The organism is Desulfobacter sp. (assembly GCA_028768525.1).
GTDB lineage: Bacteria > Desulfobacterota > Desulfobacteria > Desulfobacterales > Desulfobacteraceae > Desulfobacter.
Genome location: CP054837.1, coordinates 4,653,556 through 4,679,124, shown reverse-complemented (window position 1 = coordinate 4,679,124; position 25,569 = coordinate 4,653,556). Strand labels below are relative to the sequence as shown.

At 51.7% G+C, this 25,569-nt stretch carries 21 protein-coding genes; 15 read left to right on the top strand and 6 right to left on the bottom strand.

Annotated features, from left to right (window positions below):
* Positions 1 to 63: 63 nt before the first annotated feature.
* Genes HUN04_20610 through HUN04_20595 form a run of 4 tightly spaced genes read right to left on the bottom strand, consistent with a single transcriptional unit; the run spans position 64 to position 5,475 of the window.
* On the bottom strand, positions 64 to 645 hold the full coding sequence (locus HUN04_20610) for a methyltransferase domain-containing protein (protein ID WDP91986.1): 582 nt from the start codon (positions 643 to 645) through the stop codon (positions 64 to 66).
* A gap of 38 nt (positions 646 to 683) precedes the next feature.
* Positions 684 to 1,961 (bottom strand): hypothetical protein, encoded by a 1,278-nt coding sequence (locus HUN04_20605; protein WDP91985.1) that lies wholly within the window; start codon positions 1,959 to 1,961, stop codon positions 684 to 686.
* A complete protein-coding gene (locus HUN04_20600; GenBank protein WDP93354.1) occupies positions 1,958 to 2,770 on the bottom strand; it encodes an outer membrane lipoprotein-sorting protein in 813 nt (270 codons plus the stop codon). The genes HUN04_20605 and HUN04_20600 overlap by 4 nt, the downstream gene beginning before the upstream one ends.
* Positions 2,771 to 2,808: 38 nt before the next feature.
* Positions 2,809 to 5,475: an MMPL family transporter gene (locus HUN04_20595; protein WDP91984.1), complete on the bottom strand. Its 2,667-nt coding sequence runs from the start codon at positions 5,473 to 5,475 to the stop codon at positions 2,809 to 2,811.
* 281 nt (positions 5,476 to 5,756) lie between these two features.
* Here HUN04_20595 and tsaA point away from each other — a divergent pair, with 281 nt between their 5' ends.
* The 3 genes from tsaA to HUN04_20580 all read left to right on the top strand — a co-directional run bounded on the left by tsaA (position 5,757) and on the right by HUN04_20580 (position 9,337).
* Positions 5,757 to 6,287 (top strand): tRNA (N6-threonylcarbamoyladenosine(37)-N6)-methyltransferase TrmO, encoded by a 531-nt coding sequence (tsaA, locus tag HUN04_20590; protein WDP91983.1) that lies wholly within the window; start codon positions 5,757 to 5,759, stop codon positions 6,285 to 6,287.
* Between the two features lie 42 nt (positions 6,288 to 6,329).
* On the top strand, positions 6,330 to 7,043 hold the full coding sequence (locus tag HUN04_20585) for a formylmethanofuran dehydrogenase (protein WDP91982.1): 714 nt from the start codon (positions 6,330 to 6,332) through the stop codon (positions 7,041 to 7,043).
* 203 nt (positions 7,044 to 7,246) lie between these two features.
* Positions 7,247 to 9,337 carry a TonB-dependent receptor gene (locus HUN04_20580; protein WDP91981.1) on the top strand — a complete coding sequence of 697 codons (2,091 nt, stop codon included), beginning with the start codon at positions 7,247 to 7,249 and terminating at the stop codon, positions 9,335 to 9,337.
* Between the two features lie 335 nt (positions 9,338 to 9,672).
* On the opposite strand, the gene HUN04_20575 is transcribed toward HUN04_20580, so the two are convergent.
* Entirely contained in the window at positions 9,673 to 10,209 is a 537-nt protein-coding gene (locus HUN04_20575; GenBank protein WDP91980.1) for a hypothetical protein, read from the bottom strand.
* A gap of 290 nt (positions 10,210 to 10,499) precedes the next feature.
* On the opposite strand from HUN04_20575, the gene HUN04_20570 reads away from it, so the two are divergent.
* Positions 10,500 to 11,378 (top strand): transporter substrate-binding domain-containing protein, encoded by an 879-nt coding sequence (locus HUN04_20570; GenBank protein WDP91979.1) that lies wholly within the window; start codon positions 10,500 to 10,502, stop codon positions 11,376 to 11,378.
* A gap of 40 nt (positions 11,379 to 11,418) precedes the next feature.
* Here HUN04_20570 and HUN04_20565 read toward each other — a convergent pair whose 3' ends face one another.
* Positions 11,419 to 11,559, bottom strand: a complete 141-nt coding sequence (locus HUN04_20565) for a hypothetical protein (GenBank protein WDP91978.1) — start codon at positions 11,557 to 11,559, stop codon at positions 11,419 to 11,421.
* Between the two features lie 277 nt (positions 11,560 to 11,836).
* Between HUN04_20565 and HUN04_20560 the strand changes: the two genes are divergently transcribed.
* The 11 genes from HUN04_20560 (at position 11,837) to HUN04_20510 (ending at position 25,477) form a co-directional block, all read left to right on the top strand.
* Positions 11,837 to 12,571 carry a FadR family transcriptional regulator gene (locus HUN04_20560; GenBank protein WDP91977.1) on the top strand — a complete coding sequence of 245 codons (735 nt, stop codon included), beginning with the start codon at positions 11,837 to 11,839 and terminating at the stop codon, positions 12,569 to 12,571.
* A complete protein-coding gene (locus HUN04_20555; GenBank protein ID WDP91976.1) occupies positions 12,568 to 15,081 on the top strand; it encodes a hypothetical protein in 2,514 nt (837 codons plus the stop codon). The genes HUN04_20560 and HUN04_20555 overlap by 4 nt, the downstream gene beginning before the upstream one ends.
* Positions 15,071 to 16,069: a glycyl-radical enzyme activating protein gene (locus tag HUN04_20550; GenBank protein WDP91975.1), complete on the top strand. Its 999-nt coding sequence runs from the start codon at positions 15,071 to 15,073 to the stop codon at positions 16,067 to 16,069. The genes HUN04_20555 and HUN04_20550 overlap by 11 nt, the downstream gene beginning before the upstream one ends.
* 15 nt (positions 16,070 to 16,084) lie before the next feature.
* Positions 16,085 to 16,933 (top strand): pyridoxamine 5'-phosphate oxidase family protein, encoded by an 849-nt coding sequence (locus HUN04_20545; GenBank protein ID WDP91974.1) that lies wholly within the window; start codon positions 16,085 to 16,087, stop codon positions 16,931 to 16,933.
* A gap of 245 nt (positions 16,934 to 17,178) precedes the next feature.
* The gene (locus tag HUN04_20540; protein ID WDP91973.1) at positions 17,179 to 17,511 is read left to right on the top strand and encodes a hypothetical protein; all 333 of its coding nucleotides are present in this window, start codon (positions 17,179 to 17,181) and stop codon (positions 17,509 to 17,511) included.
* Positions 17,512 to 18,393: 882 nt separating this feature from the next.
* Positions 18,394 to 19,908: an ABC-F family ATP-binding cassette domain-containing protein gene (locus tag HUN04_20535; protein WDP91972.1), complete on the top strand. Its 1,515-nt coding sequence runs from the start codon at positions 18,394 to 18,396 to the stop codon at positions 19,906 to 19,908.
* A gap of 79 nt (positions 19,909 to 19,987) precedes the next feature.
* A complete protein-coding gene (locus tag HUN04_20530) occupies positions 19,988 to 20,860 on the top strand; it encodes an SDR family oxidoreductase (GenBank protein WDP91971.1) in 873 nt (290 codons plus the stop codon).
* A gap of 392 nt (positions 20,861 to 21,252) precedes the next feature.
* Entirely contained in the window at positions 21,253 to 21,876 is a 624-nt protein-coding gene (locus HUN04_20525) for a site-2 protease family protein (protein WDP91970.1), read from the top strand.
* Between the two features lie 24 nt (positions 21,877 to 21,900).
* A complete protein-coding gene (locus tag HUN04_20520; GenBank protein ID WDP91969.1) occupies positions 21,901 to 22,425 on the top strand; it encodes a hypothetical protein in 525 nt (174 codons plus the stop codon).
* A 570-nt stretch (positions 22,426 to 22,995) separates the two neighbouring features.
* Positions 22,996 to 23,940: a tetrapyrrole methylase gene (locus HUN04_20515; GenBank protein WDP91968.1), complete on the top strand. Its 945-nt coding sequence runs from the start codon at positions 22,996 to 22,998 to the stop codon at positions 23,938 to 23,940.
* Positions 23,941 to 24,205: 265 nt separating this feature from the next.
* Positions 24,206 to 25,477 carry a serine hydroxymethyltransferase gene (locus tag HUN04_20510; GenBank protein WDP91967.1) on the top strand — a complete coding sequence of 424 codons (1,272 nt, stop codon included), beginning with the start codon at positions 24,206 to 24,208 and terminating at the stop codon, positions 25,475 to 25,477.
* The last annotated feature ends 92 nt before the right edge of the window (positions 25,478 to 25,569 follow it).

The following is a 25,569-nucleotide window of genomic DNA, read 5'->3' as shown; positions in this document are numbered from 1 at the left end:
GCCGGCCCCGATCCGCCACAGGTCCGCCAATAGTACTCCACTGACCCGCCACGAATCCGGCGATCAGGCCTCCAGGGTAAAACTGAGAAGATAATTGTACCCGAAATTCTTTAACCCCGTTTTTTGGAAACCATACCCCCGGATAAAGGTCTCGACCTCCCCCGGGGACAGGCGCATGTGCAGGGGCGGGCCAAAGGACCACTCCTCTTTTTTGCACTCCAGCACGGCCAGGCGCCCCCCCGGGCGGATCACCCGGGCCAGTTCCCGGAACACCCTGTCACTGAAGCGTTCCATGTCAAAAATGTGGAGCACGGTGAACACCATGCACAGGTCCACGGAATTTTGGGCCACCGGCAGGGGGGGATGGAGGAGATCGGCCTTAAGGGCACGGACCTGGGTGAGGCCCCGGGCCCCGGCCGCAGCGGCCATCCCGTCAACGGTAGGGGGCCAGTGGTCCACTGCAGTGACGCAGCCCCCCTCCCCGGTTCTTCGGGCCGCCTCCAGGGTATAATCCCCGGCCCCGCACCCCAGATCCAGAATTTCCTCCCCGGGCCGGATGCCCAGGGCGTCGAACAATAACACCGGGTCCTGCATCCAATAGCTGCTGGGCCCGTTGCCCCCGCATTTTTTCACTTCAGGCTTCATTACATCTCTCCTTATTTTCCCGGCCATTTTCATACCCATTAAAAATGGTACCGGATGGCTGCATATACATTATTATTATTTTCAAACTGCCCGAAAAAGGTGTGAGGCTCCCGGCCCCGGAAAATATTGGCCCCGGCCTCCAGGGTGATCTCATCGGTGTACTGGTATCCCAGACAGGGCTTGAGATAAAGGTCTTGGTCGCCGGGGCAGAAATACCCCGAAAGGCTCAGTTCCAGGGTCTGGCCCAGGAGCAGCTGGGTGACCTGCACGGTAATCAGATGGCGGAAGCGGTCCTTTGCCGGTTGTCCGCCCAGGCCTGATTCATAGGCACCGTGGCCCAGGATATGCTCCATATAATACTGGAGGCTGGCATTGAGATCCCCCCCCAGGTCCCGGGCATACCCGGCCAGGAACCTGAGCTGGGAGTTGTCCACCAGGGGGTTGCCGCCCCCCCGGTCCTCCCTGGAATCGTACCAGGCCAGTTCCAGGTTGCCGATGCCCCCGGCCACAGGCCCCCGGATGCTGGCCCCGTAAACGTTGAGCCGGGGAAACACCGCCCTTCCCCGGCCGTCGCTGCCGGCCGGGGTCTTCCAGAATCCCCGGTAGCCGTAGAGGGCCAGCTCCCAATTGGCCATGGCCCGGTAGATCCGGCAGGCCAGTTCATGGTCCCGGAACCACCGGCCGGGCCGGGCCGCCCCGGCCATCCCCTCCCTGCCGGTGATCCGCCCGGCGCCGGCATTCCAGAAGGAGAGGTACTCCCCGGTGATATACCGGTCCGGGTCAAAGAGCGGGGTGTAGACCAGATCCACGTCGGCCAGGTCCGAAAAGAGGCTGAGCTTGACGGCATCCGAGGGCGCCTTGAGGTACTCGGCGTCCCTCCCCGTGAAAAAGGACTGCCAGTCCTTGGGGAAGAGGTCATTTAAAAAGACCAGGTCCCCGGTGCCCCAGGTCAGGACCTGCCGGCCCATTGTAAGGTCGCCCCCGCCCAGGGCCCGGGTGAATATCCAGGCCTCCCGGGGGTCGAATTCAACCCTGTCCATGATGCCGTCGGCCGCCACATCCCCCTTGAATTTCATATCCATATGGTCCGTATAGGTGAACAGCTCCAGCTGGAGCCGGGCCTCCATCACCGATGCCCGGTCTTCCCCGGGATCTTCCCCGGTGCGGCAGCCGGCCCTCACCTCGACGAACCCGTTGACCTCAGCATTTTCCACTATGGAAACCACCCCGGGGACGGGCGCTCCGGCCCGGACAGGGGCCAGCCAGAAGAGGACCGCAGCCAGGGCGGCCAATGCCGCCCCGGTGCATGCCCTCATCGGGTGATCTCCCTGGGCGGCCGCCTCAGGTACCGCTCGCTGAAGACCTTCTCCCCCAGTTCCGGGTTGTATTCAATATCCGTTACGGTCATCAGGGAGACGCTGCCCGTTGAAAGGTTGCAGGCCTTTGATTTCACCACCGTGGGATAGGAGACGGGCCGGCCATTGTCCAGGGCCGCTATATTCTTCACCTCCAGGGCCTCCATGGTGCGGTAGAGCCGGCCCCCCTTTTTGTAAAACTCGAGTTTTTCCGTAACAAAGGTGCGGCGGTTGATATGGGCCAGGTAATGGTCAAAGGCCACGCCCCCCGGGTCTTTGGGCCGGTTCTCCAGGATGAAATGGGTGGCCGTGGTCTCGACCAGCCTGTGGCTGTCCTCGTATATTCCCCGGCCAGAAATGTCCTCGTAGAGGAAATCCGAGCCCACAAAACTGGTGCGCTTGTCCCCGGAGGCGATGCGCTTCACCAGGTCCATGGCCGGCATATAGAGCCACCGGTCATCCTCCTTTGCGGGATCGGCATGCTTGTGTACCATAAAGACCATCTTCCTGACATCGGCCGGGGATCTGAAATAGGCAAAGTATTTCTGGCCGCCCTCCCCCTCCCCGTCATTGTCCCGGCGAAGGATATTCAGGACCCGGCGCCTCACCCGGCCCTGTTTGTCCCGAATTTCAATGCTCACCCGGCCCTTCATGGCTGCGCCCTGGTAAAGGGCCATGTGGTTGGCTTTTTTTACGATGGCCTGGGCATGGGGGGCGGCATCTCCCGCCACGGCTGCCGCTGCCGTAAAAAGGATGAACATGGCTGCCATATATATCTTTTTCATGATTGAACTCCTTATATCTATTATCATGGGTTCTCCCCTGCCGGGGCCGCGGCCTTGGGGGACCCGGCCTTTTCCCTAAAAAAGAAGGGTTCCAGGGCCCCCAGCAGGGCCGGCAGGGCCAGGAGGGTGACGATGCCGGAGATGGAGAGGATGCCGCAGAGCATGAGGCCGGTGATCTTATAAGGCACCAGCCTGGCCAGGATCAGGGGCAGGAACCCCACGGCAATGACCATGACGTTCCGGCTGATGGCCCTGGCCGGCTCCCCGAACATCAGGGGCAGCACCCGCTGCCAGCTCCCCTCCCGCTCATAGGCCTTGCGGCTGCGCTCCAGAAAATGGATGGCGAAATCAACGGCAATGCCGATGGAGAGCACGCTGATCACGGCCACGGGCATGTCGTAGTCCTTTCCCATGAGCCCCACGGTGCCGTAGATGGCGGCAATGGTGACGCTCAGGGGAACCATGCAGAGCACCCCCCATTTAAGGGAGCGGAAGAGCAGAGTCATCATCACCAGGACCACCACAAAACTCTGCACAAAGGCCCAGAGCATCTCCCAGAACATCTTGTTCTGGAAGAAAAGGTTGACATAGTGCAGCCCCGCCCAATTGTGCTCCAGCCTCACCGGCGGGGGATTCACCGCCAGATAATCCGCCACCGCATTGACCACGGCCGCCATATCCATGCTGTTGCCCGAGGCCATCTGGAGCATGATGTTGGCGGATGAAAAATCCGGAGTGACCCGGTGCCAGAGGTCCTGGGGCCGGTGTCCCTGCTGGAACTGCATATAGCATTCCCCCACCTTGGAGAGGGTGTCGGGAATTGTATAATTTTCCGGGCTGCCGCCCGTCAGCTCCTGGTTGACCTTGGAAACGATGTCGGCCACGGAAGAGGCCTTGCCCACAAGGCCCTCTGATTCCAGGTGGCGCTGGAGGCCGGCCATATACGACAGGACCCCGGGCTGCTTGAACACCTTTGTTTTTTCCCGCTGGCTGCGCAGAAAATCCCCCAGGATCTGCCAGGCCTCCCAGGCATCGTCCGGGGCCGAATCGGCCATGGTGTCTGCGAATTCGACGGCCCGGTCCAGAAAATGGCCATCTTCGGCCCCCTTTTTGGTTCCGGCCACCGGTGCAATCAGGGGGGCGATCCGGGCAGCCATGCCCGGGATGCGGTCATCCGTCTCTCCCATGACCCGGGCATAGGCGCTGAAGGCCTGCCCGGCTTCTTTCACTGCGGCCATGGAATCATCCCGGGGCCCCTCCAGCACCAGGTAGGCGGTATAGGTGCCGGAAAAATGACTGTTCAGGGCAATGTCGGCCCGGCGGAGGGGATGGGAGATGGCAAAGCGCTTGGAGTAATTGTCGTTGATCCGGGTCTGGGAGATGCCGGCCACGGCCAGGAGGGCGGCCAGGCCCAGGCCCGCGAATATCATCCCCCTGCGGGCGGCGGTAAACCGGCCCAGGGCGCCCAGGAACCGGGTCATCCGGCCCCCCGCCCGGCCTTGGCCCGCGGCCAGGCCGAAATTTCTAAATGTTTTTTCAGGCATGAGGACAATATAGGCCGGCACGAACATCACCGTGCACAGCCAGGCCAGCATCACCCCGAAACAGAGAAAGAGCCCGAAAATCCGGGCCGGGGGAATGGAGGTGAGGGTCAGGGAGAGGAATCCCGCCGCCGTGGTCAGGGAGGTGTAAAGCATGGGGGTGAAAAGGGTTCCCAGCACCTCGCGGACAGCTTCTTTCCGCCCCCTTTCAGGGGTGTAGACATCAAAGAATTCCGACAATACATGGATGCAGTCCACAATGGAGATGGACATCAGAAAAATGGGCAGCATGGAGCTGAGGATGTGGACCTCAAACCCCAGGCCGATCATCAGCCCCATGGAGATGACGATGGAAACCGTGGCAATGACCATGGGCAGCATGACCAGGGACCATTTCCTGAAAAACAGGAGCAGCAGCCCCAGGACCACCAGCATGGCCAGGGGGGAGGCCACCTTCATCTCCGAAAACATCTCCACCCCGATGGCCCCTTCGGCCACGGGAAGCCCTGTGATATGATAGGTGTCCCCGGCATTGAACCCTTTTATCTTTTCATTCAGGGCCGTGTATACCTTATAGGAGAGCAGCTTGTCCGTCAGGGGCAGGTAGATGCACAGCCCCTTTCCGTCCCCGGACCCCACCATCCCCCTGAGCATGGGGTTGGACATGATCCGCTCCCGGACCTTGAGGGCCTCTTCCCGGGTGGCCGGGGGCCCGGGCATCAGGTATTCGAACCGGATGGTCCCCGGCCCGGCCTGGCTGATATGGTCGATGAGGGAGGGGGCGATCATGTCCGCCTCGATCACCCCTTTATACGATCCGGGATTCTCATTGTCCTCCCACCAGAGTGTTTTGGCGAACTCGGTGAGCGCCCAGACATGGCCCAGGGTGTCCACGTTGTACACCCCGTCGGGGTGGGTGTCGTTGACCACCCCCACCACCACGGTGTCGCTGAGGCCGAATTCCTCCTTGGTCTGGTTATGGAATATGCGGACCGGCTCGGACTGCTCCAGCATGTTTTCGGGATCCGTATCGAGTTCAACGCCGGGCAGGAAAACGCCCGCCGCCAGGGTGGCGGCCACCAGCAGCGCCGCCACGGTCCGTGCGTGGTTAATGGCGAAATTAATCATCGCCGCTTTCATCAGTTTCATTACCTTGCTCCGTATTTACTTGGTTATTTCCGGGGAAAGGGGAGAACGCCCCCCGTCCGCAGGCAATGATAGGGATATTTTCCCCCCGGTTCTGCCCGGCCCGCGTTTTTTTTTACCCCGGGACAGGCGGTTCATAAAAAACGCCCCTGAAGGCTGGGATCCGCCAGGGGTAAAAAAAAATCCCCCCGGGGTAGAAACCGCCCCCGCTGCCGGATTATTCATCTGCGGTAATCCCCGGGGAGCTCGGTCCTCCCGGGGCAATAAAATTTAAAGGAGTGTTCATGAACAGCCAGCAAACCATCAGCCTTTGTCCTGTGGGCCTGATCCACAGCAAAATCAAAACCCCCTTTTTAAAACCCGGCCCCAAGGGCATAAAATCCGAAAGGGATCCCCGGGAGGTAAAGGCCCATCTCAAGGAACTCAAGGAGACCGTCTCCCGGATCGAAATCCGGCCTGAACTTTCCGGCATCCTCGACGGCATCCGGGACTATTCCCACCTGGTCATCCTCTACTGGGCCCACCGGGTGCCCGAGGCCAGCCGGTCCATCACCCGGGTCCACCCCATGGGCCGAAAAGAGAATCCCGAGGTGGGTATCTTCGGCACGGGCAGCCCGGTCCGGCCCAACCCCATCCTCACCACCGTGGTCAAACTGGTGGACCGGGAGGAGAATACCCTTTCGGTGACGGGGCTGGACGCCGTGGACCAGAGCCCGGTCCTGGACATCAAACCCTATGTCAGGGCCTTTTACCCCGAGGGAGAGACAAGAATACCGGACTGGATGGCCCGGATCATCGAAGAGGTAAATCCATAAAATAAGGAGAATCCCAATATGAAAAAAAATATGGAAAGAAGTATGGAACCAGAGAGAATGAACCGGCTGAAGGAAAACCCCAGGGCCGATTTCAACCGGGCCGTGGGGGAAAAGGATGCGGCCTGCTGTCTGGTCAAGACCGCTGAAATCCACGGCCACTACTGCCCGGGCAGCGCCTTCGGCGTCATGGCCGCCCTGACGGGGCTGGCGGCCCTGGGCGCCGGCACCTCCCGGGGCATGGAAGACCTCATGGCCGTGGTGGAAATCAACGCCTGCTTTGCCGACGGGATCCAGGCCGTATCCGGGTGCACCCTGGGCAATAACGGTCTGGTCTTCCAGGACCTGGGAAAAATGGCCGTGAGCTTTGGCCGGCGCAGCGCCGACACAGGGGTGAGGGTGAGGGTCAAAGGCCATGTCCGGGACCATGTGGACCGGGTGATGCCGGAATTTTTCCCCCTGATGGAAAAGGTGATCCGGGACCGGGCCGGCACCCCCGAAGAGGAAAAGGCATTCCGGGAGATGGGAAAAGCGGCGGCCTTTAAACTGATCCAACAGCCCTTTGACACCTTTTTTCACACCGAGCCCATTGACCCGGACCTCCCCCCCTACGCCCCCATCGTGCCCAGCCTTGTCTGCCCCGGCTGCAGGGAAACGGTGATGGCCAGCAAAACCGTCCAGGAAGGGCCGAAAAAAGGATACTGCCTCGCCTGCGCAGGCGCCCCCCGCCACTGGGTGGACGGCCGGGGCATCCTCTAAAAACCGCCGCCACCGGTTCCCCACCATTCAACCGGCACCATGAAGGTGCCCTGGGAACCTGTTCCAGCCCATTCAACCCGGACATTCAATAAAATCAAGCCACGAAGGCTTTGGGACCCCACAGGTCTGCTGCGCCTTCACGGCTTTTTGTATTTTAAAGCCCGGAGCGGCCCAGGCCGGTTGGCCCGTATGGACATTTACCAATGATTATGAAAGGAAAAATGATGAAGCGGTATTTTATTGCCATCCTGCTGATCCCCTTACTGGGCGCCCCCGCCCTCCACGGCCGGGACCTGGCCCCCGGGGACGAATTTCAACTGGAAACCATTGTGGTCACGGCCCAGAAACGGGAAGAAAAGGCCCAGGATGTCCCCGTGGGCATGGATGTATTTACCGGCGCCCAGATTGAGGATGCCGGCCTCGAAAAAACCAACGACCTGGTGCGCATGAGCGCCAACGTCAGCATGATGGACAGGTCATGCGAGCACATCGTGGTCATCCGGGGCATCTCCCCCTTCAGGGGATGCACCTATTCCCCTGCCGGCTTTTACGTGGACGATGTCAGCTACCCCCTCCACTACATGCAGAACATCGATCTTTTCGACCTTGAGCGGGCGGAAATCCTCAAAGGGCCCCAGAGCACCCTCTACGGAAGGAACTCCGAATCCGGGGTCATCAACATCACCACCCGTCAGCCGGACAACGAATTCACGGGGAAGCTCCTGACGGAATACGCCGGCCACGACACCTTCAGGACAGGGCTGAGCCTCAAGGGGCCCGTGAAGGAAAACCAGCTCTACCTGGGCGGGGCCTTTCAGTACAAGCGGTCCGACGGCTACCTGGAAAACCTGTCCACGGGGGACGACAGGGCCGCGGACCTGAACCACCTGTCCGGCCGGTTCACCCTCAGGTGGACCCCGGGGGACCACTGGGACATCGCCCTGACGGCGGACGCGGCCAGGGCCGATGACCACGGCGCCGGCGGACGGATTCTATACGGCCCCCAGGCCACCGGAAAGGACCAGATCAGGAGCGATGAGGACGCCTACCTCAACCAGGACTGGAACGGCCAGACCCTGCGCGTCAAATATTTTGCCCCGGATTTCACCCTCCTCTCGGTCACCGGCGTCCAGGACCAGAGCCTGGAAAAGGTCAATGACTGCGACCTCTGGGATAATCCCCTGAACCGGCGGATCAACCCCATGTCCCTGGACCAGCGCCACTACAGCCAGGAACTGAGGATATCATCCAATGACAGCGGCCCCTTTGAATGGCTGGCCGGCCTCTTTGCCTTCCATGAGGACGCCGCCTTCGATTACAGCTATAAAATCCTATCCGCCGGCATGGTGTACATGAACCCGGTGACCGATGTGGAAACCCAAGGGGCGGCCGTCTTCGGCCAGGGCAGTTATACAGTGTTCGACAGGCTGCGCCTCACCGCAGGGCTGCGGCTGGACCGGCATACCAGCCAGGGGGACCTCAGGGACACGGCCCAGGGCAAGGCCTATGGCGGCGACTTGAGCCACACGGAACTTTTGCCCAAATTTTCCGTAGACTATGATTTCTCCGACCATGTCATGGCCTATACCTCCGCTGCCAAGGGATACATGCCCGGCGGCTTCAACTGGGGCAACACCGGCACCCGGGAAACCTTCGAATACGGGCCGGAATACACCTGGAACTATGAAATGGGCATCAAGTCCACCTGGCTGGACAACCGGCTCATGGTCAATATGTCGGCCTTTTACATCAAAATGGAGGACAAGCAGGTCTCCCAGCTCCACCCCACCCTGGCCGTCCTCACCATTTCCAACGCGGCCGAGGCCCACTCCAAAGGGGTGGAGCTCCAGGTTGAAGCCCGTCCCTGCCAGGGGCTGGACCTCTTTGCAGGACTGGGGGTAAACAAGGCGGTGTACGATGATTTCACCGCCGTGGTCAAACAGGGTGCCAGCCTGGTGGAAAAAGACTACTCGGGCAATTACCTGACCTACGCCCCCAAGTACACCTACAACCTGGGCATCCAATACCGCTCGCCCTCAGGGCTCTTCGGCCGGGCCGACCTCCTGGGCACCGGCCCCTTCTACGGGGATGCCGCCAACAGCGCCCGGCAGGACGCCTATGAAATCCTTAACCTGAGGCTGGGATATGAATGGGATAATTTTGAATTCACCCTCTGGGGCAAAAACATCCTTGACCGTGAATACGAAACCTTTGTCGCCCCCTTCCTGAACTCGGTCATCGGCATCGACGGCCCCGCCCGCAGCATCGGCGCCACCCTCACCTACAGCTTCTAAGCAACCCTGCCACCCGGGCCGGGACACCCATGGTGCCCCGGCCTTTCTCTGCCCCGGCACCGGACTTCCCTTTGCCCCCCTTTCGTTGCATGTCACCAATATCGCAAAAATATCTCAACCGGTTTTCACTGAGCTGAAAAAAAAGAGACGGGAAAGCACCCTCCCGACAATTTTCAGCCTTACTAACATGGTTTCAAACGCCCTCCTCATTGCCCGTATTATTTCTCTCTGATTTTATCGCAAGCTATTAATTGGGCATTGACAGTGCACCCCAAAGGGAGTCTCAATCAATATCAAAATAACAGGGGCTGTAATCAATAATAATGCAAGTATTCTTAACTTCCGTCACGCTTATCTTTAGAATACGATTTTTGAATACCTGCAGTCACTATCCCAATGAATAGCCCCATAAATGTGTATCCTACAAAAGCTTCTATACCAGCAAATAGCCGTGAGTTGGCATGTGGTTGAAAATCACCATAACCTAATGTTGTCCATGTAACAGTGCTGAAATATATATATGTCAAGAAATCGCACTGGCCTCTATCGCAGTTAGAAATTCCATTATATTGATATATGGATGCAAAAAAAAGAATATGAAATGCAGAAGATAAAAGAAAAACCCAGAAAGCCGTTATAATATCGCTCTCAATGAAAATAGATCTCATTATTATCAATAAAGTTACGATACAATATAGGAATATAAAAAGGAGGGCGAAAAAATGGTCAAATCTTTTAGCAGAATCTAAAATCATAAACCATATAAAAAGTGAAAAAAAGAAAAGAGCGCCGACACGTAACACATTAATTTTGATCAACTTATACCACGTTAATACATCAGGAAATATCATATTTTTTAAAAAAGTTAGCATTATCCTCTCCATTGCCGATGCGGTCAATTCCCTGACCTCCGTGGCCGGCGGGGTTGCCACGTACGAGGCCCGGCGCCAGCGGGGGGAAGATCAGGCATTTATTCCATGGGTGTCCACTCTATGATGCTCCTAGCTTGATCATTCACGGGAAGCCCCGGACGAATCGGATTTCTACGTTTCGGCATTTTTTAGGGCAGTGAATCTTTTCTTGCAATCCTTGTTTCAATCAGTCTAAGATACATTAAACTAATTTTCCAATAGATCAAATAGTTATGTAATGGAGCGGCAAAATGTGTTTTACCGTGCCCGTGAAGGCCTTGAAACAAAGGAATTGCGAAAAAGGTGAGGCTTGGTTATTCGGGCATCCTTTTGTAAAGGAGAGGTTCGTTTGCAGTTTTTTAACGCTTATTCTATGTATCTTCTTAGTTGTTTTGCCCCATCCATCAACTCGGGCCGAGGATTTGACGGTATTAACTGAAGAGTGGAAGCCCTTATCGTTTGTGGGAGAAAACGGAAAGCCGACGGGGCTCGCCGTAGAAATCGTACGGGATATTATGAAGCGTCTTAATCTGCCTGGAAGCATTCATATTGTTCCTTGGGCGCGTGCGTATCGAACGGCTTTGGTGACGCCAAATGTGGTTATCTTCTCTATGACACAGACAGTGGAGCGGGAACAATTATTTAAAATGATTGGCCCCATAGCCTTGGGCAAGACAATTTTATATGCAAAAAAAGGATCCGGCCTCACCATAACTAGTCTTGAGGAGGCCAAACAACTCACTGCCATAGGCGTATACAGCGATACGGCTGCTCAGCAAATCCTGACACAAGCCGGGTTCACCAATCTGCAACTTGTCCCGTCACCGGATTTGAACATTAGAAAGCTGATGAAGGGGCGTATTGATGTTTTTTCTGGGGTAAATTTGACCGTCGGCGAATTATTAAGTAAAGAAGGACTCTCCCGTGATGCGGTTGAGGGCCTCTATACCATTGGGGAAAATCGACTCCACATTGCCATGTCAAAAGCCACACCCGAAACAATCGTAGATCAATGGAAGACAGCGCTTGAGAAAATGCATAATGACGGTAGGTTTGAGCGCATTTACCATAGATGGCTGCCTGGTGAAGAAGCCCCCCCGCAGGTTGAACGGATAGGGTGGAAGGAGTAGGAATATCATTCTTGCATTCCCCCCCTTGTATCAGCCTCCATCAATAATGGACAGGAAGACGCTTTTTATCAAGAATAGTACGCGTTAACAAAAACATGCTGCGGACATTATTTTGAGAACCGCTATAGGATATTTCTTCTCTGAATTCTTTTGTGTATTTTCCATAAGGATTTTTTGACATTTCGCCCCCTCCTCCATTTCGTTTATAAAAGAATGATCTGTTCTGATGTGTGACGTTTGCGAACTATAGTAACCTCATTCTTTATATGGTCCCTATCAGAAAACTCTCTCAAAATTTGGATCAGTTTTTAGGGGGCTGGTCACTGTGAGATCTGTCATAATTTTGTACCTGATACCTTGTTGGCCTGGATTCCATATTTTTTCTCAGTTTCTTGACAGTATGATACTTTTTTGGCAAACTGGTAATACCACCAGCCAAAAATCAATATGGAGGATATATGCTGACGCAGTTTGAACCTGTGAAAACCGATAGCCTGAAAGAGGTGTGTGTTAAGCGATTTGAAGAGATGATCCTTTCGGGCAAACTGTCTCCGGGGCAAAAACTCCCCCCTGAAAGGGAGCTTGCACTTCAACTTGGGGTCAGCCGACCTGTCATCCACAAAGCCCTTTTGGATATCGCGTCAAAAGGATTGGTTTCTCTAAAGCCCCGAATCGGAACAATTGTGAATGACTACCGGAAAGACGGTTCTCTTGCGTTGTTGAACTCCCTGGTAAACTATCATCATGGCAGACTGGAGTCCAAACTACTGGAAAGCCTTCTGGATATGAGAGTTTTGTTTGAAATAGAAAATGCCAGGCTGGCGGCCCGTAATCGAACCGATGCACAGGCCCTGGAAATCAGGCAATTGGTCCGGGAAGAGCGGAAAACAGCTATAGCTGACACCCGCCGGCTGGCCGAACTTGACTTTGAATTTCATCTTCTGATTGCAATTTCGACCGCCAACATGGGGTATCCGCTCCTGTTGAATTCTTTCAAACAGGTTTATACCAATCTTACGGGAACGTTTTTCAGCCGGCCGGAAGAATACCCTGTGGTCCTTGGGTTTCACAGGGAACTCGCAGCGTCAGTAGAGGTGCGGGATGAAGACAGGGCAGCCCGGGTGATGGGGCGTCTTCTGGATCACGGACGAACCGTGCTCACTGATATTTTTTCCCGCAAAGGAGACGGATGATGTCACTTCAATCAAAGACAACGGATTTCGGGATAAAAAAGCCCGGAAATCTTTCCGAAAGGATTTCCTGGCTGAGAGATTATTATTTCGAGGGCACCGGGCGTTCCTGGAACAACGAATTCACTTCCTGGACCACTGGAACACCCTGGGACATCCAGTTCAATGAAATGACATATTACATTGTCCCGGAAACCTATATGTTGATGCAGACCATGTTAAGTTCCTACAGGCAGGCTGCCAGAGCGGTTGCACTTGATAAAAATTTCTGGACCTGGAGCCGGCCTGAAAGGCGGGCATGGTTCGTCAAAGAAGTCATGGTGAACCATATTCCCAAAGAAATTCTTCCCGGAGATCTTATCGCAGGCGCACGGTTCAACATCCAGGCATCACTGTGCCTGAATGAAAGGGAACAGAAGGCATATAACCGCCTGGTAAGCGGGAAAAATGGTGCGAGAGCCAAAATGAAGCGGTTTCATGATCACGGATACGGCAACTCAGGGGCGACAAGCGGTCATCTAATTCCCGGGCATGAAAAGGCGCTTAAACTCGGATGGAAAGGCATCCATGAAGATCTTGCAGACAGATATAATCACCTGAATGAAACAGAAAAAGCGTCAGCCAGGGGCGCTCAGCTCCGGGCAATGCTCACGGCCAGCACGATGCCCCGGGACTATGCCGCTGGTTATGCAGCACTGTGCCGCAGTATGGCCCAAAAGGAAAAAGAAGATGTTCGAAAAAAAGAACTTCTCCAGATGGCAGCCAATCTCGATAGGGTACCGTGGGAGGCGCCGGAGACCTTCTGGGAAGCGGTTCAATTTTTGTGGATTACCCACATGCTGGTCATGAGTGATGAAAATTATCCCGGCCCCGGCATATCCTTCGGGCGCATTGATCAATACCTTCTGCCGTACTGGAAAAACTCAATCGAAAAAGGGATGAGCCCCGACTTCGGCAAAGAGATCCTGAAATGTTTCTGGATTCACTGCAACACGGCTTATGATGCCATGATAAGGAACGGAAACCAGGGAATCACTGCAGGCTTCGGACAACTCATCACCCTGTCCGGAATGGGAAAATCAGGCGAAGACATGACCAATGAACTCACCTATATATTCCTGGAAGTGATCGATGAAATGAGTCCGATCCTGGAACCCAAACCCAATGTGAGGCTTCACCGGGGATCGCCGGAAAGGCTTCTGGACCAGATTACAGAGATGATTTCCGCCAGCCAGGGCGCCCCGTTCCTGCTCAATTTTGACGAACGTTCCATGGCGGGAATGATGTTTGAATCAGATCAGGCAGGCATTGAGCATCTGATTAACAAAGACAATGTTTTTGACTATGCACCGGTGGGATGCCTTGAAAATACCATGATCGGCAACGACAGGTCCGGGACGGTGGACAATAACCTTAACCTTTTAAAGGCGGTTGAGCTGACACTGACTGGCGGCAAAGACCTGCTGCCATATCAAAACCCCATGACGGGTAAAACGGAAAAAATCACCCAGGATGGACCTGCTACAGGGGATCCCGCGAGTTTTGACACCTGGGATCAGTTCTGGAAAGCGTTTTCGCAGCAGACCCGGTATATTATCGAGTCTTGTGTCGCGCTTTATGAATGCTCGGAAGCCGTTCGTGCCAGGTACTTCAATACCCCATACCTGTCATGCCTGGTGGAAGGATGTGCCCGGAAAGGCCTGGATATCACCCAGGGCGGCGCTGAAATTAATCATACAACGATAGAAGCAGTTACCTACGCCACCACCGTGGACTCCCTGCTCGCCATAAAATACCTGGTATACGATCAAAAGAAATGCACCATGTCAGAGCTCATCCAGGCGCTGAAGAAGAACTGGAAAGGGCATGAAATCCTCCAGGCCATGGCCAGAAACAAGGCCCCGAAATATGGAAGAGATGACGATGAGGCAGACCAGATGGCCCTGAGGGTGATGGAACTGTGGTGCAATGAGACCTGGCGGCACAAGACCCGATCAACCGGCAGAAAATTCAGACCCGGCATGCTGAGCTGGAACTACTGGGCAGGCGATGGATACGTGATGGCGGCAAGTGCGGACGGCAGAGAAAAAGGCCAGTTCCTTTCCAATGCCATCTGTCCGTCCAATGGTGCGGACATCAACGGCCCGACCGCCAACGCCAATTCCGTCGGCAAGGCTCTGGGCGGCAAATCAGACACCCTTGGAACCTGGGAGGATTATGTGAACCTTCTGCCGAACGGTGCCAGTCATACCCTGACATTTAACCCCTCTATCATAAAAGATCCCGGACACAAGGAAAAGTTCAAGGCTTTTTTAAGGGGTTATATTGAAAACGGCGGTACGGCGCTTCAGGTGAACATCCTGGACCCGGAGGTCCTGATGGAAGCACAGAAACATCCTAAGGATTACCGGCATCTGCTGGTACGAATTACCGGGTACAACGCCTATTTCACATCTGTCGGCAGAGAACTGCAGGATGAAGTCATACAGAGGATAAGCCACAATGGATTCTGAACCGCAGGCAACCATCCTTGAAATCCAGCGGATGTCCACCGAAGACGGACCGGGAATACGAACTTCCATATTTTTTAAGGGATGTTCATTAAAATGCCGGTGGTGTCATAATCCTGAAAGCATTTCCGGCAGACCGGAACTTCAGTGGGTGGATTCCGGCTGCATCGGGTGCAAAACCTGTGAAGGGATTTGCCCTGAAGGTGCGCTCAAATGGTCTGAAACCGGCTTAAGCATCAACAGGTCTCTCTGCAGAGGGTGTGGAACCTGCGCAGCGGCCTGCCCGTCGGGCGCCCTTGAAATTTTTGGGAAAAAATGGCGTGTGGATGATCTGGTTTTAGAAGTGCTGAAAGACAGGGTGTACTTTGAAAAATCCGGGGGCGGCATAACGGTTTCTGGCGGAGAGCCGACCTTGCAGGCCGAATTTGTTGAAATATTCCTGGAACGCATCAGAAAAAAGGGAATTCACACGGCAGTGGATACCTGCGGAATGTGCCGGCCGGAATCACTTGCCCGGGTCCTGCCGCATGCCGGCATGATCCTTTACGACCTGAAAGAAATCAACCCTGAACGGCACCGGGACCTGACCTCGAAAACCAATGATCAAATCTTTAAGAACCTGCTTGATGTGGCCGGTTTTATCCGAAAACACCCCGATCCTCCGGATTTGTGGATACGGACCCCGGTGATCCCGGGAATGACCGACCGGGACAAAAACATTCTTGGTATAGGGAAATTCATTGCTGAAAATCTGAACGATATCGTGAGTCGCTGGGAACTGTGTGCATTTAACAATCTGTGCAGGGATAAATATCTTAGGCTGGGTAAATCCTGGGAACTGGATGACGCGCGGCTCATCAGAAAACCTGCCATGGAACATCTTGCGGCGCTGGCAAAAACATCCGGCGTTAATCCGGGAATTATTGCCTGGAGCGGTTCAACATGTATAGAAGCAGACGCTTCCACAAAAAATCAACCAACTGTCTGCTGAAAGGAAACCCCGATTATGCCTGGAACACGCACGACTTTTAAACCAGAGGAAATTCAGGCTTTCATGCCGGAAGAAAAAATCGGAATTGTCGCATCTGTCAACTCAGAAGGGCTGCCGCATATTTCCCTGATCACATCCATCAGGGCAGCCGGACCTTCCCAAATCACCCTTGGTGAATTCTGCAAAGGGAAAAGCAAAGAGAATATTCAACAAAATAAAAAAGCCGGTTTTCTGATCATGACCATGGACAAACGGATGTGGCGAGGCAAGGCAAACTGGACACACCTAAAACAGGACGGCCCGGAATTTGAAGCGTACAACCTGATGCCCATGTTCCGATACAACGCATATTTCGGCATCAACACTGTCCATTACCTGGATCTGTTGGAAACGTCAGCGCCTGAACCCCTTCCCCTGGGGCGAGTCATATGGGCGACACTTCTGACCCGCCTCGTAAAAGGCGCCCGTGCCTTAAAAGAAAAACAAAATCCGCTTAACCCGTTTTCCAAAAACCTGTTCAACCAGATGGATGCGCTGAAATTTATCTCGTGGATACCAGATGACGGTTTCCCGGTAATTGTTCCGGTTTTCCAATGCCAGGCAGCCGACAGCGGAAGAATTGTATTTTCTTCATCCGTATACAAAAAAGAATTGTCTGCCATACCACCCGGAACCACAGTGGCTGTGTTTGCCATGAACATGAAGATGGAGGATGTATTGATCCGAGGAAAATTTTCCGGTTTGACAAGATCCCGGTTAATCACTCTCGGTCAGGTTGACATCGACTGGGTATACAACTCGATGCCGCCATGTCATGGCCAGATCTATCCTCAGATTCCAGTAAAACCGATCGTAAATTTTTAAATTCACCAGGGTTTACGGCTCGTTTAAATTAAATTGTACTGCGATAGGGTATTTCACTGATAAATTTAGATTTTGGACCAATCCGATTAAAAATCGCGCAGCAACATAATTAATGTTATGCTCCAATATAAAGAAAAAAAAACAGGGAGAAGATTGTTTCATTATGAACATGATTAATAAACTCGGCTTATGGGCAGTACTGCTCTGTCTGTCTCTGCCACGTCCTGCAATGGCGCAGGAAACTTGTGGATAATAATATCGTGATTGATTATCTGGCTGACGAAAAAAATCAGATAAAGAAACTGAATTTGGGGCGTATTGATGCGATCATCGGATTCATGCCCGACTGGATTCCTTTTCTGGACACTCTCTCTTATGATCCCGAATTCCCCGTTCACACCGGCTACGACTACATGACTGTATGGAAAACACCTGAAGGAAAATCCTTTGTTGCCAAAATATCTTCCGCACTCCGGGAGCTGCATTCCGACGGCACGCTGAAAAAAATTCTCGGCGACCGGTATATGGATTTTGAGTACAAAGCGACAAAAAAGTATGAATGGGACCCGGAACGGTAAGAATGAAACTGATGACAGGAAAAGCGGAATAAGAGCATAACCCGTCATTGAAGCGGACAGGGGCTTACGGCGGGCTGATATTGAGAGCGTTATAAGCTCGGCTTTAAAGTGACGGGGATGCCCCAGCCGCTTAATTCAGCGTTAAAATCGCAGATCTTTAGAAATTCTGAGCAAATGGAAACCCCGCAATATGTTATGGCTTAGATTTTCAATTCCATCTCGACCACAATATATCATGGGGGTGCTTCCTTTTTGTCGAAGAGGAAGGACTAATACCGGATTAAGTTGATTCCTTATGTTTAAAATTATCTCACCGAAAATTTAACAGGGCATAATCTTGATTTTGTTAAGGTGCATTATTCGAATGTTAATTCGATCCATTATCCTGATTCTCAGGGAAACCTTTTTCAAAGAAAGTTCTAAAGGTTCGATTTCCATTTTCCGATATCGTGTAGTCACTACTTTCTGAGTTTTAGTAGTGGTCATGATTGATCATATTGAAATTATTGTTTTTACGGTGCGATTCGAGAATTCAGATATATCTGAGACGCTCTGGATTAATTATGAGATTGAAAGTTTAGGTCTTTTTTGATATAAGGCGTTTCAATCTAAATATTTCTCAAGGGAGCCAAAGACCTACATGCATAACTAAGAATCAAAAGAAAACAATTTGGTAATACGGGCTACTAACAATTATTTGCTAGTGGCAGGTGGATTATTCCAGATATTTTCGATTCTATAGCTATACTTTAGGTTTTGGGCTGCTTTCTCATCTGATTTTTTTTCAAAAAGTACACTGAGTTAAAACAATACTCCTTGGCTCAAACCACAATTTGTCAATAGCCGACATTGTTCATATCTGGTTTTTTAAGGAGTTATATTTTGAATTTTAGAAATCTTAGTTTCAGGAATGCATCATTTTCATATGATTCTCAGTCTGAGTACCTGTTCAATCAAATTAATATTGAAATCCCAAAAGGGTGGTGTGGAGTCATCGGTGAAAATGGGTCTGGTAAAACCACGTTTTTGAAATTGGCTGTGGGAGAACTGTCTCCTACCCAGGGAAAAATCGAATTTTTTAATCAGGTTTGTTATTGCCCGCAAACTACAGATACCATCCCCTCGGGATTTGAAGATCTGCTAAATTCTTTTACTGCAGATGCCGGCCGGTTAATCAGTCAATTGGGAATCGGGTATGATTGGATTCAACGCTGGGACACCCTTTCATATGGTGAGCGTAAAAAAGCCCAGGTTGCATCCGCTCTCAACCAAAACCCGGTCTGCCTTGCCATGGATGAACCATCCAATCACTTAGATATTAAATCCATGCAGGTTGTTCTTGAGGCTTTAAAACAATTTAAAGGCATTGGACTCATTGTGAGCCACAACCGGGATATGCTTAATAGATTGTGCGATAGATGTCTTTTCATTGAAACCGGAGAAATAGTCCTTAGAAAAGGCAAATATGACCAAATGAAACAAATAAGGCAAAAAGAGAAGCAAAGCCTCCAAAAAAGTTATCATTTGCAAAAACAGGCCGTTAAGCAGCTAAGGGCTGAGGTTATACAGAGAAGATCCAAGGCAGACACAGCCGATCATGTCCGATCAAAAAAACGCATTTCTCACAAAGATCATGATGCGAAAGTGAAAATTGATTTAGCCCGGGTTTCAGGTAAGGATGGGGCCGCCGGAAAGCTTTACAATCAACTTGCCGGCAGATTAAACCAGGCAGAAAACAAGTTGAAATCATTTAGAATTGAAAAAGAGTATGAAAAAGGATTCTGGATTAAAGGGTGCATCTCCTCACGGGATGTAATTTGCAGGATTAATTCAGGAGAAATCCATGTCTCTGATACCAAAAGAATCTCATACGATGATATCATTATTCAGCCCCAAGACAGAGTCGCAATGACCGGCCCTAATGGAGCAGGAAAATCAATTTTTCAAAAATTTTTACTACAGCAGATTAAAAGCCGATCAGATAAATATTTATATATCCCCCAGGAGCTATCATCTGATTTGCTCTTGAAAACCTTGGAGGAAACGCGAAACAGGTCAAGAGAAGATTTAGGTAACATCATGACCATTGTCCGAAGGTTGGGATCAAATCCCAAACGATTATTAAATACCTATGCAGGTAGTCCAGGCGAAATAAAAAAGCTGATGATCGCTTCAGCGGTTCTTGATAAAAAGGAGATTCTCCTACTCGATGAACCGGAGAACCACCTCGATCTTATTTCTATTGAGGCCTTGGAAGATGCATTGATACAATATCAGGGATGTCTGATTTTCATCACCCATGACATGAGTCTCGTCTCATCCCTCTCAAACCGGGCCATGCGATTTAAAAAAGAAGAGACTTCGGCAGGTTGGCATACAAGAATCGAGTTTAATTGAATTAAAGTCCACTCGATTGGTTCTTTGCGGCTATTTTAATTAATTGATTCTTTTATACAAGAATGGAAGAGAGGACAGAATGATAGATTTAGGTTTTAAAGATAAAGTGGTTCTTATAACAGGAGCCAATCATGGTATTGGGGCTGCAGCAGCAAAGGCTTTTGCTCTTCAAGGGGCAAAAGTATGTATTTCATACTACAGAGCCCCTTCAAAATACACTAAGGCAGAATTAGAAAAAGCTTTAAAGAAAAATGAAGGGAGTGAGGTTTTATACGAAGCCAATCAGCAGAAAACACCTTCATATTTGTTAGAAGAAATTAAAAAAAACGGAGGGTCAGCAATAGCAATAGAAAAGGATTTGTCTATAGTTTCTAATATCAATGAATTGTTCGACTTTTGTGAGAATGGATTGGGACCAGTTGATATATTGATAAATAACCATACATACTACGCATCAGACACATTTGATGATAGCTCGGAAGCAGAGGAAGACTTTATTTCAGCAGATCTAATATCTGCTGAGAATATTGACAAACATTTCGATATAAATGTTAGAGCTTATGCATTAATGATGAAAGAATATGCGAAAAAATATATGAAACGAAATGCCAAACAAGGTCGAATAATAAATATTAGCACAGACGGAGCACATGCAAACGAGTTCGAAGCAAGCTATGCTGCAAGCAAACACGCTATTGAATCCTACAGCCGTTCTGCAGCTTTGGGGTTAGGCAAATACGGAATAACAGTGAATATTGCTTCAATTGGTCCTGTGAATACCGGCTTTTTGTCTCCAAATGATGAGAAATTTATAGCACAAAAAACGCCACTTAAACGTGTTGGGAGACCAGAAGACATTGCTGATGCATTAATTCTGTTAGCTTCTCAGCAGGCAAATTGGATTACAGGCCAACTAATTTATATCGGCGGTGGCTGGAGAATGCACCAATAAGGATTATTTTGCTGATAATTAATCATCTCAGTTAGGACCGGGAAAATCAATTTAATACCGGATAAAATTGACTTCTAACCAGTCGGCCAATGAATAAAGGGATAAATTGGTTGAACGAACAAGCATCCTATCCTTAAGTATTTCAATCACATCGCTCCGGTGGGATTGGGCATGCAAAAGGAACAGGTCAGAAGGAACGTGGCACAGAAATCATTGACCGGCGCGGGGTGCCCCTTCTTTTTTGTGGCCCCATCTTTTATATGGCAGCAGTTAGATTGCCAGATCATATTTATGGACCGAGAAGCTTAAAAATACAGGCGACACATTGAATTTAAATTCGGTTTTCTTATACTTATGTGAAGACAAACAAATAAAAATAAAGGAAACGCCAGATGGGGCTTCTTAGTCTGCTGCTGAAAAATCCACTTGCATTTATTCTCATTGCCATACCCTTGTTGTATGCCATTATTTTCCATGAATTGGCCCATGGCTATGTGGCCTATAAAATGGGTGATCCAACAGCCAAACACCAAGGCCGCTTAAGCCTCAATCCGCTCAAGCACCTGGACCCTTTAGGAACCCTGATGCTATTTCTTGTGGGGTTTGGCTGGGCCAAACCGGTGCCCGTGAATTTCAGCTACATCCAGGATTATCGGAAAGGTATGATCCTGGTATCTTCTGCCGGAATCATCATGAATATGATCCTGGCCTTTTTTGCCCTTTTTCTATACAGCCTGCTTGGTTTATCGCAATCGGGCTTGCCTGCGCTGGTGCTCCTGGTTTTTGCAAAAATCAACATTGTCCTGGCTGCCTTTAACCTGATTCCGATTCCACCGCTGGACGGTTCAAAGATCCTTTTGGGGTTTTCTCCGCCGGGCCTTCAAGCGATGCTACTCCGCCTGGAGCGTTTCGGTTTTCTTATTGTAATCGGCCTGCTTTATTTTGGTGTCCTGGATCCGGTGATTGATTTTCTTCAGAGGGTTATACTCACTATGATCAAGGCGGTATTGCCCTGATCATGGAGGAGGAGCCCCAAACCAATGCCTAAGCTGAAAATAAAAAAAGAGCAACTCGCGATATTTGCTGTCATCGCAGGCATTGTCATCATTTATTTTTTCGGCATGACTTCCGGCACAGGGATTGACCGCTACCGCCCCAAAAGCCAGGATGAATCCCGGATCGTAGATCTGCTGCGCCAATTCCAGAAGGCCAAAAAAGGATACAACCTTGAGGGCTATCTTTCCTGCCTCAGCGAAAATGGGGAATTCATGTTCGCCGGCGCCTTAATGGTTTCAAAGAAAAAATTGAGACAACTGCTGCCCTCCTTCTGGTCCGATCTGAACGCCAACCTGCTGGACGCCCTTCCCTCCTCCAGGGAGGAGTTGAACGGCAATTATTTTAACGGTGGCTTTTATGATCCGGTGATTGTGGTGGACGGGGACAGAGCCAGGGCTATTGTCACCTTTATCACCCCGGTCAGCCGGTGGACCACCAAGCTCTTTCTGGTTTTTCAAAAGGAAAATGAAAACTGGAAAATCAGCCGTTTAGAGTGGGATATGGGATAAAATCACACGTCCGTCCCTGCGGGATTGCAAACATGGCAAACCCGGGCGTCCAGGCCTTGGGCGGGAAGGGATAATCTGTGGCGTGGAGGGATGCCGGCGCCAGGACGGCACAGGCGGCAGCCCGGATCGCTGCGTAGCAGAACAGGACGTTCTGCGGAGGTTTAACAGATTCCCCTTGCCGTTCAAGGCCGGGTTGTGGGCACGTCCTCTAAATTCAGCATTCACAAATGCCAGTATCCCACCCCCAGCAGGCAGAAGAGCCATATTGTTCAGGATTTCGAGAAGAAGAAGGGGGATAATATATTTACCTGCGTAAGCCCTGGTTTAGCCGCTAAATCGGCTTGACAAAGTCAAATTACTTTTTTATTGCATTGGGAAATATTGCCACTGAAGGCAATAAATGCAGTTAAAATTTGACCATTGTAATCAGGGCGGCGGATCGCTTCAACGCTCCGGCCTGATTTTCAAACCAAACTGGCCATGAAGGCATAGGTTCCCGGTGAAACGGGGGGTATGTTTTCATGGTTTTTTTTTTGCAAAAACGGACACAGCCATTAAGGAGCTGAAATTATGCTGAAAACACTAGTTATTCTATTTGGGATTGGGGCTGTTATCATTATCATCTTTGCCGGAATCAAGGTCATTAAATCAAAACTGCTGTTCAGGCAAAAAAGTGCCCGCGGAAAAAAAGGACGCCTCTACATTATCGGGACCGGTCCTGCAGGCCCAAAGACGGCGACCATCCAGGCCTTGAAAACCATAAAAAAAATGGATGCCGTTATCGCCCCTAAAAAACATGCCATGCTGTTTTCGAAGTATATCGGAACCACCCCGAGACTCTTCGATCCCTGGGAGGGCTTTTTTGACTACAAAGGCAAAGAGTATTACCTGCTGGATAAAGAGGAACTCTCCCTCTACAAAGAGGAATGCTTCAAGATAAGGGACCAGCGGCTGGCGGTCATAAAAGACCTGCTGGGCAAGGGGAAAAATGTCGGAATCCTGGATATGGGCAATCCCTGCCTTTTCGGGCCGGGCCACTGGTATATTGAACAACTCCCCCCGGACGATGTGGTGATCATCCCGGGGATGGGCGTTGATTCTGCCGCCCTTTCCGCCCTGGGAAAAAGCATCATCCCGGCGGGCGATAGCCCCTTTGTCATGCAGACCGCGCCCTTTTTCCTGACAGATATCAAAACCAACTCGGCCGATCAGGTTTTAAAGGATGTCTCCAAATTCAATATTAACAGCATTCACTATATGGCCTTGAATTTCGTTGCCCCCCTCTTTAAAAAATACCGGGAGGTATATCCGGACACCACGCCCTGTGCCGTGGTTTTCTGGGCCGGGTTCCCCCTGGTCCAGCGAATTGTCAAAGGCACCCTGGGGGACATGGCCGAAAAATTATCCAAGGAAAAAGAAAAATATATGGGCATCATATTCATCGGCGACTTTCTGGAAGGCAAACCCTATGAGTCGGCCATGAAAGGCTCCATAGACAGGCTTTTGCTCTCTTAAAGGCTAATCAGACCGCCATAAAATCCAGCCATCTGGAAAGCAGTCAGCACCGGGGCCGTGAGCCTTTCCGGCCCTGGTGCCACCTGCCGCCACCGGCTGTCAAGTGGAAGGATGCTGCCTGGTAAAACGGATATGCGCCGGCCCCGGGTTTATTTTTTGTTCTGCTTGACAAAAGCATTTTTCCCATTTTAAATAACGGCCGGCAATTTGATTAATTGTCTGTAATTTGACGTACAAATCACCGGGATTTGCTGCGGTCAGGGGAATGGACTTTAGCTTAAAGGAGGCGGTTATGGGGTATCTTGAACAGGACGATCCGAGACTTGCGCAACTGGTACGGGCGGAGGAGGCCCGGCTGGAAGACACCCTGGACCTCATTGCGGCCGAAAACCATTCCCCGCCGTCCATCATGGAAGCCATGGGCTCGGCCTTCAACACCAAGACCATTGAGGGCTACCCCGGCAACAGGTTCCATGCCGGGTGCGTCCATGCGGACCGGGTGGAGGAGCTGGCCGTGGAACGGGCAAAGGCCCTGTTCAAGGCCGAATACGCCAATGTCCAGCCCCACAGCGGGACCTCGGCCAACCTGGCCGTCTATTTCTCAGTCCTTGAAACGGGTGACAAAATCCTCTCCATGAGCCTGCCCCACGGGGGGCACCTTTCCCACGGCCATTCGGCCTCAATGACCAGCAAATGCTTTGATTTTTCCCATTATACCGTGGATCCGGAAACCGGCCTCTTAGATTACGGCCAGATCCGGGATATGGCCCTGGCCATCCGGCCAAAAATGATCGTGGCCGGCGCCTCCTCCTATCCCCGGCTCATCGATTATGAAACCATGGCCGGGATCGCAAGGGAAGTGGGGGCGCTGCTCATGGCGGACATCGCCCACCTGGCCGGACTGGTGGCGGCCGGGGTGATTCCCAGCCCCCTGCCCCACTGCGATTTTGTCACCTTTACCTGCTACAAAACCATGATGGGATGCCGGGGCGGGGTGATCCTCTGCCGGGAGGAATTCGGGCCCCGTGTGGACCGGGCGGTCTTTCCCGGCTGCCAGGGGACATCCGCCGTAAATATGATTGCGGCCAAGGCCTTAAGCTTTAAATTGGCCCAAAGTGAAAATTTTATTGACATTCAGAGAAAAACCCTGGAAAACGCTAAGGCTTTATCTGAAGAATTTGAACAAAAAGGCTACGCCGTGGTGACCGGGGGAACGGATAACCACCAAGTAATCCTGGACCTTGAATCCAAAGGGATGTCCGGGAAAGACGCCGAAAAGGCCCTTGAGTCCGCCGGGATTATTTTGAACCGGAATGTGGTGCCCCGGGATGCGGGACGGCCGGGACGGGTCAGCGGCATCCGCCTGGGCAGCGGCGCCACGGCTGCAAGGGGGATGGGAAAACCCCAGATGAAGGAAGTTGCCGGTCTCATGGACGAGATCATGATGAACCGGGGAAATAATAAAGAAGTAGTTGAAAGAGCTGAACAAAAGGTGTTGGAACTTTGCAGGGCATTTCCAGTACACCGGAATGCCTGATTCGCCGAAGCGTAAAATAGCGTTTCCGAAGTTGGTCTGGAGCGGTTTCTGTGTAGTTGGCTGCATCGGTTTTTCAGCGGAATTTGGAATGG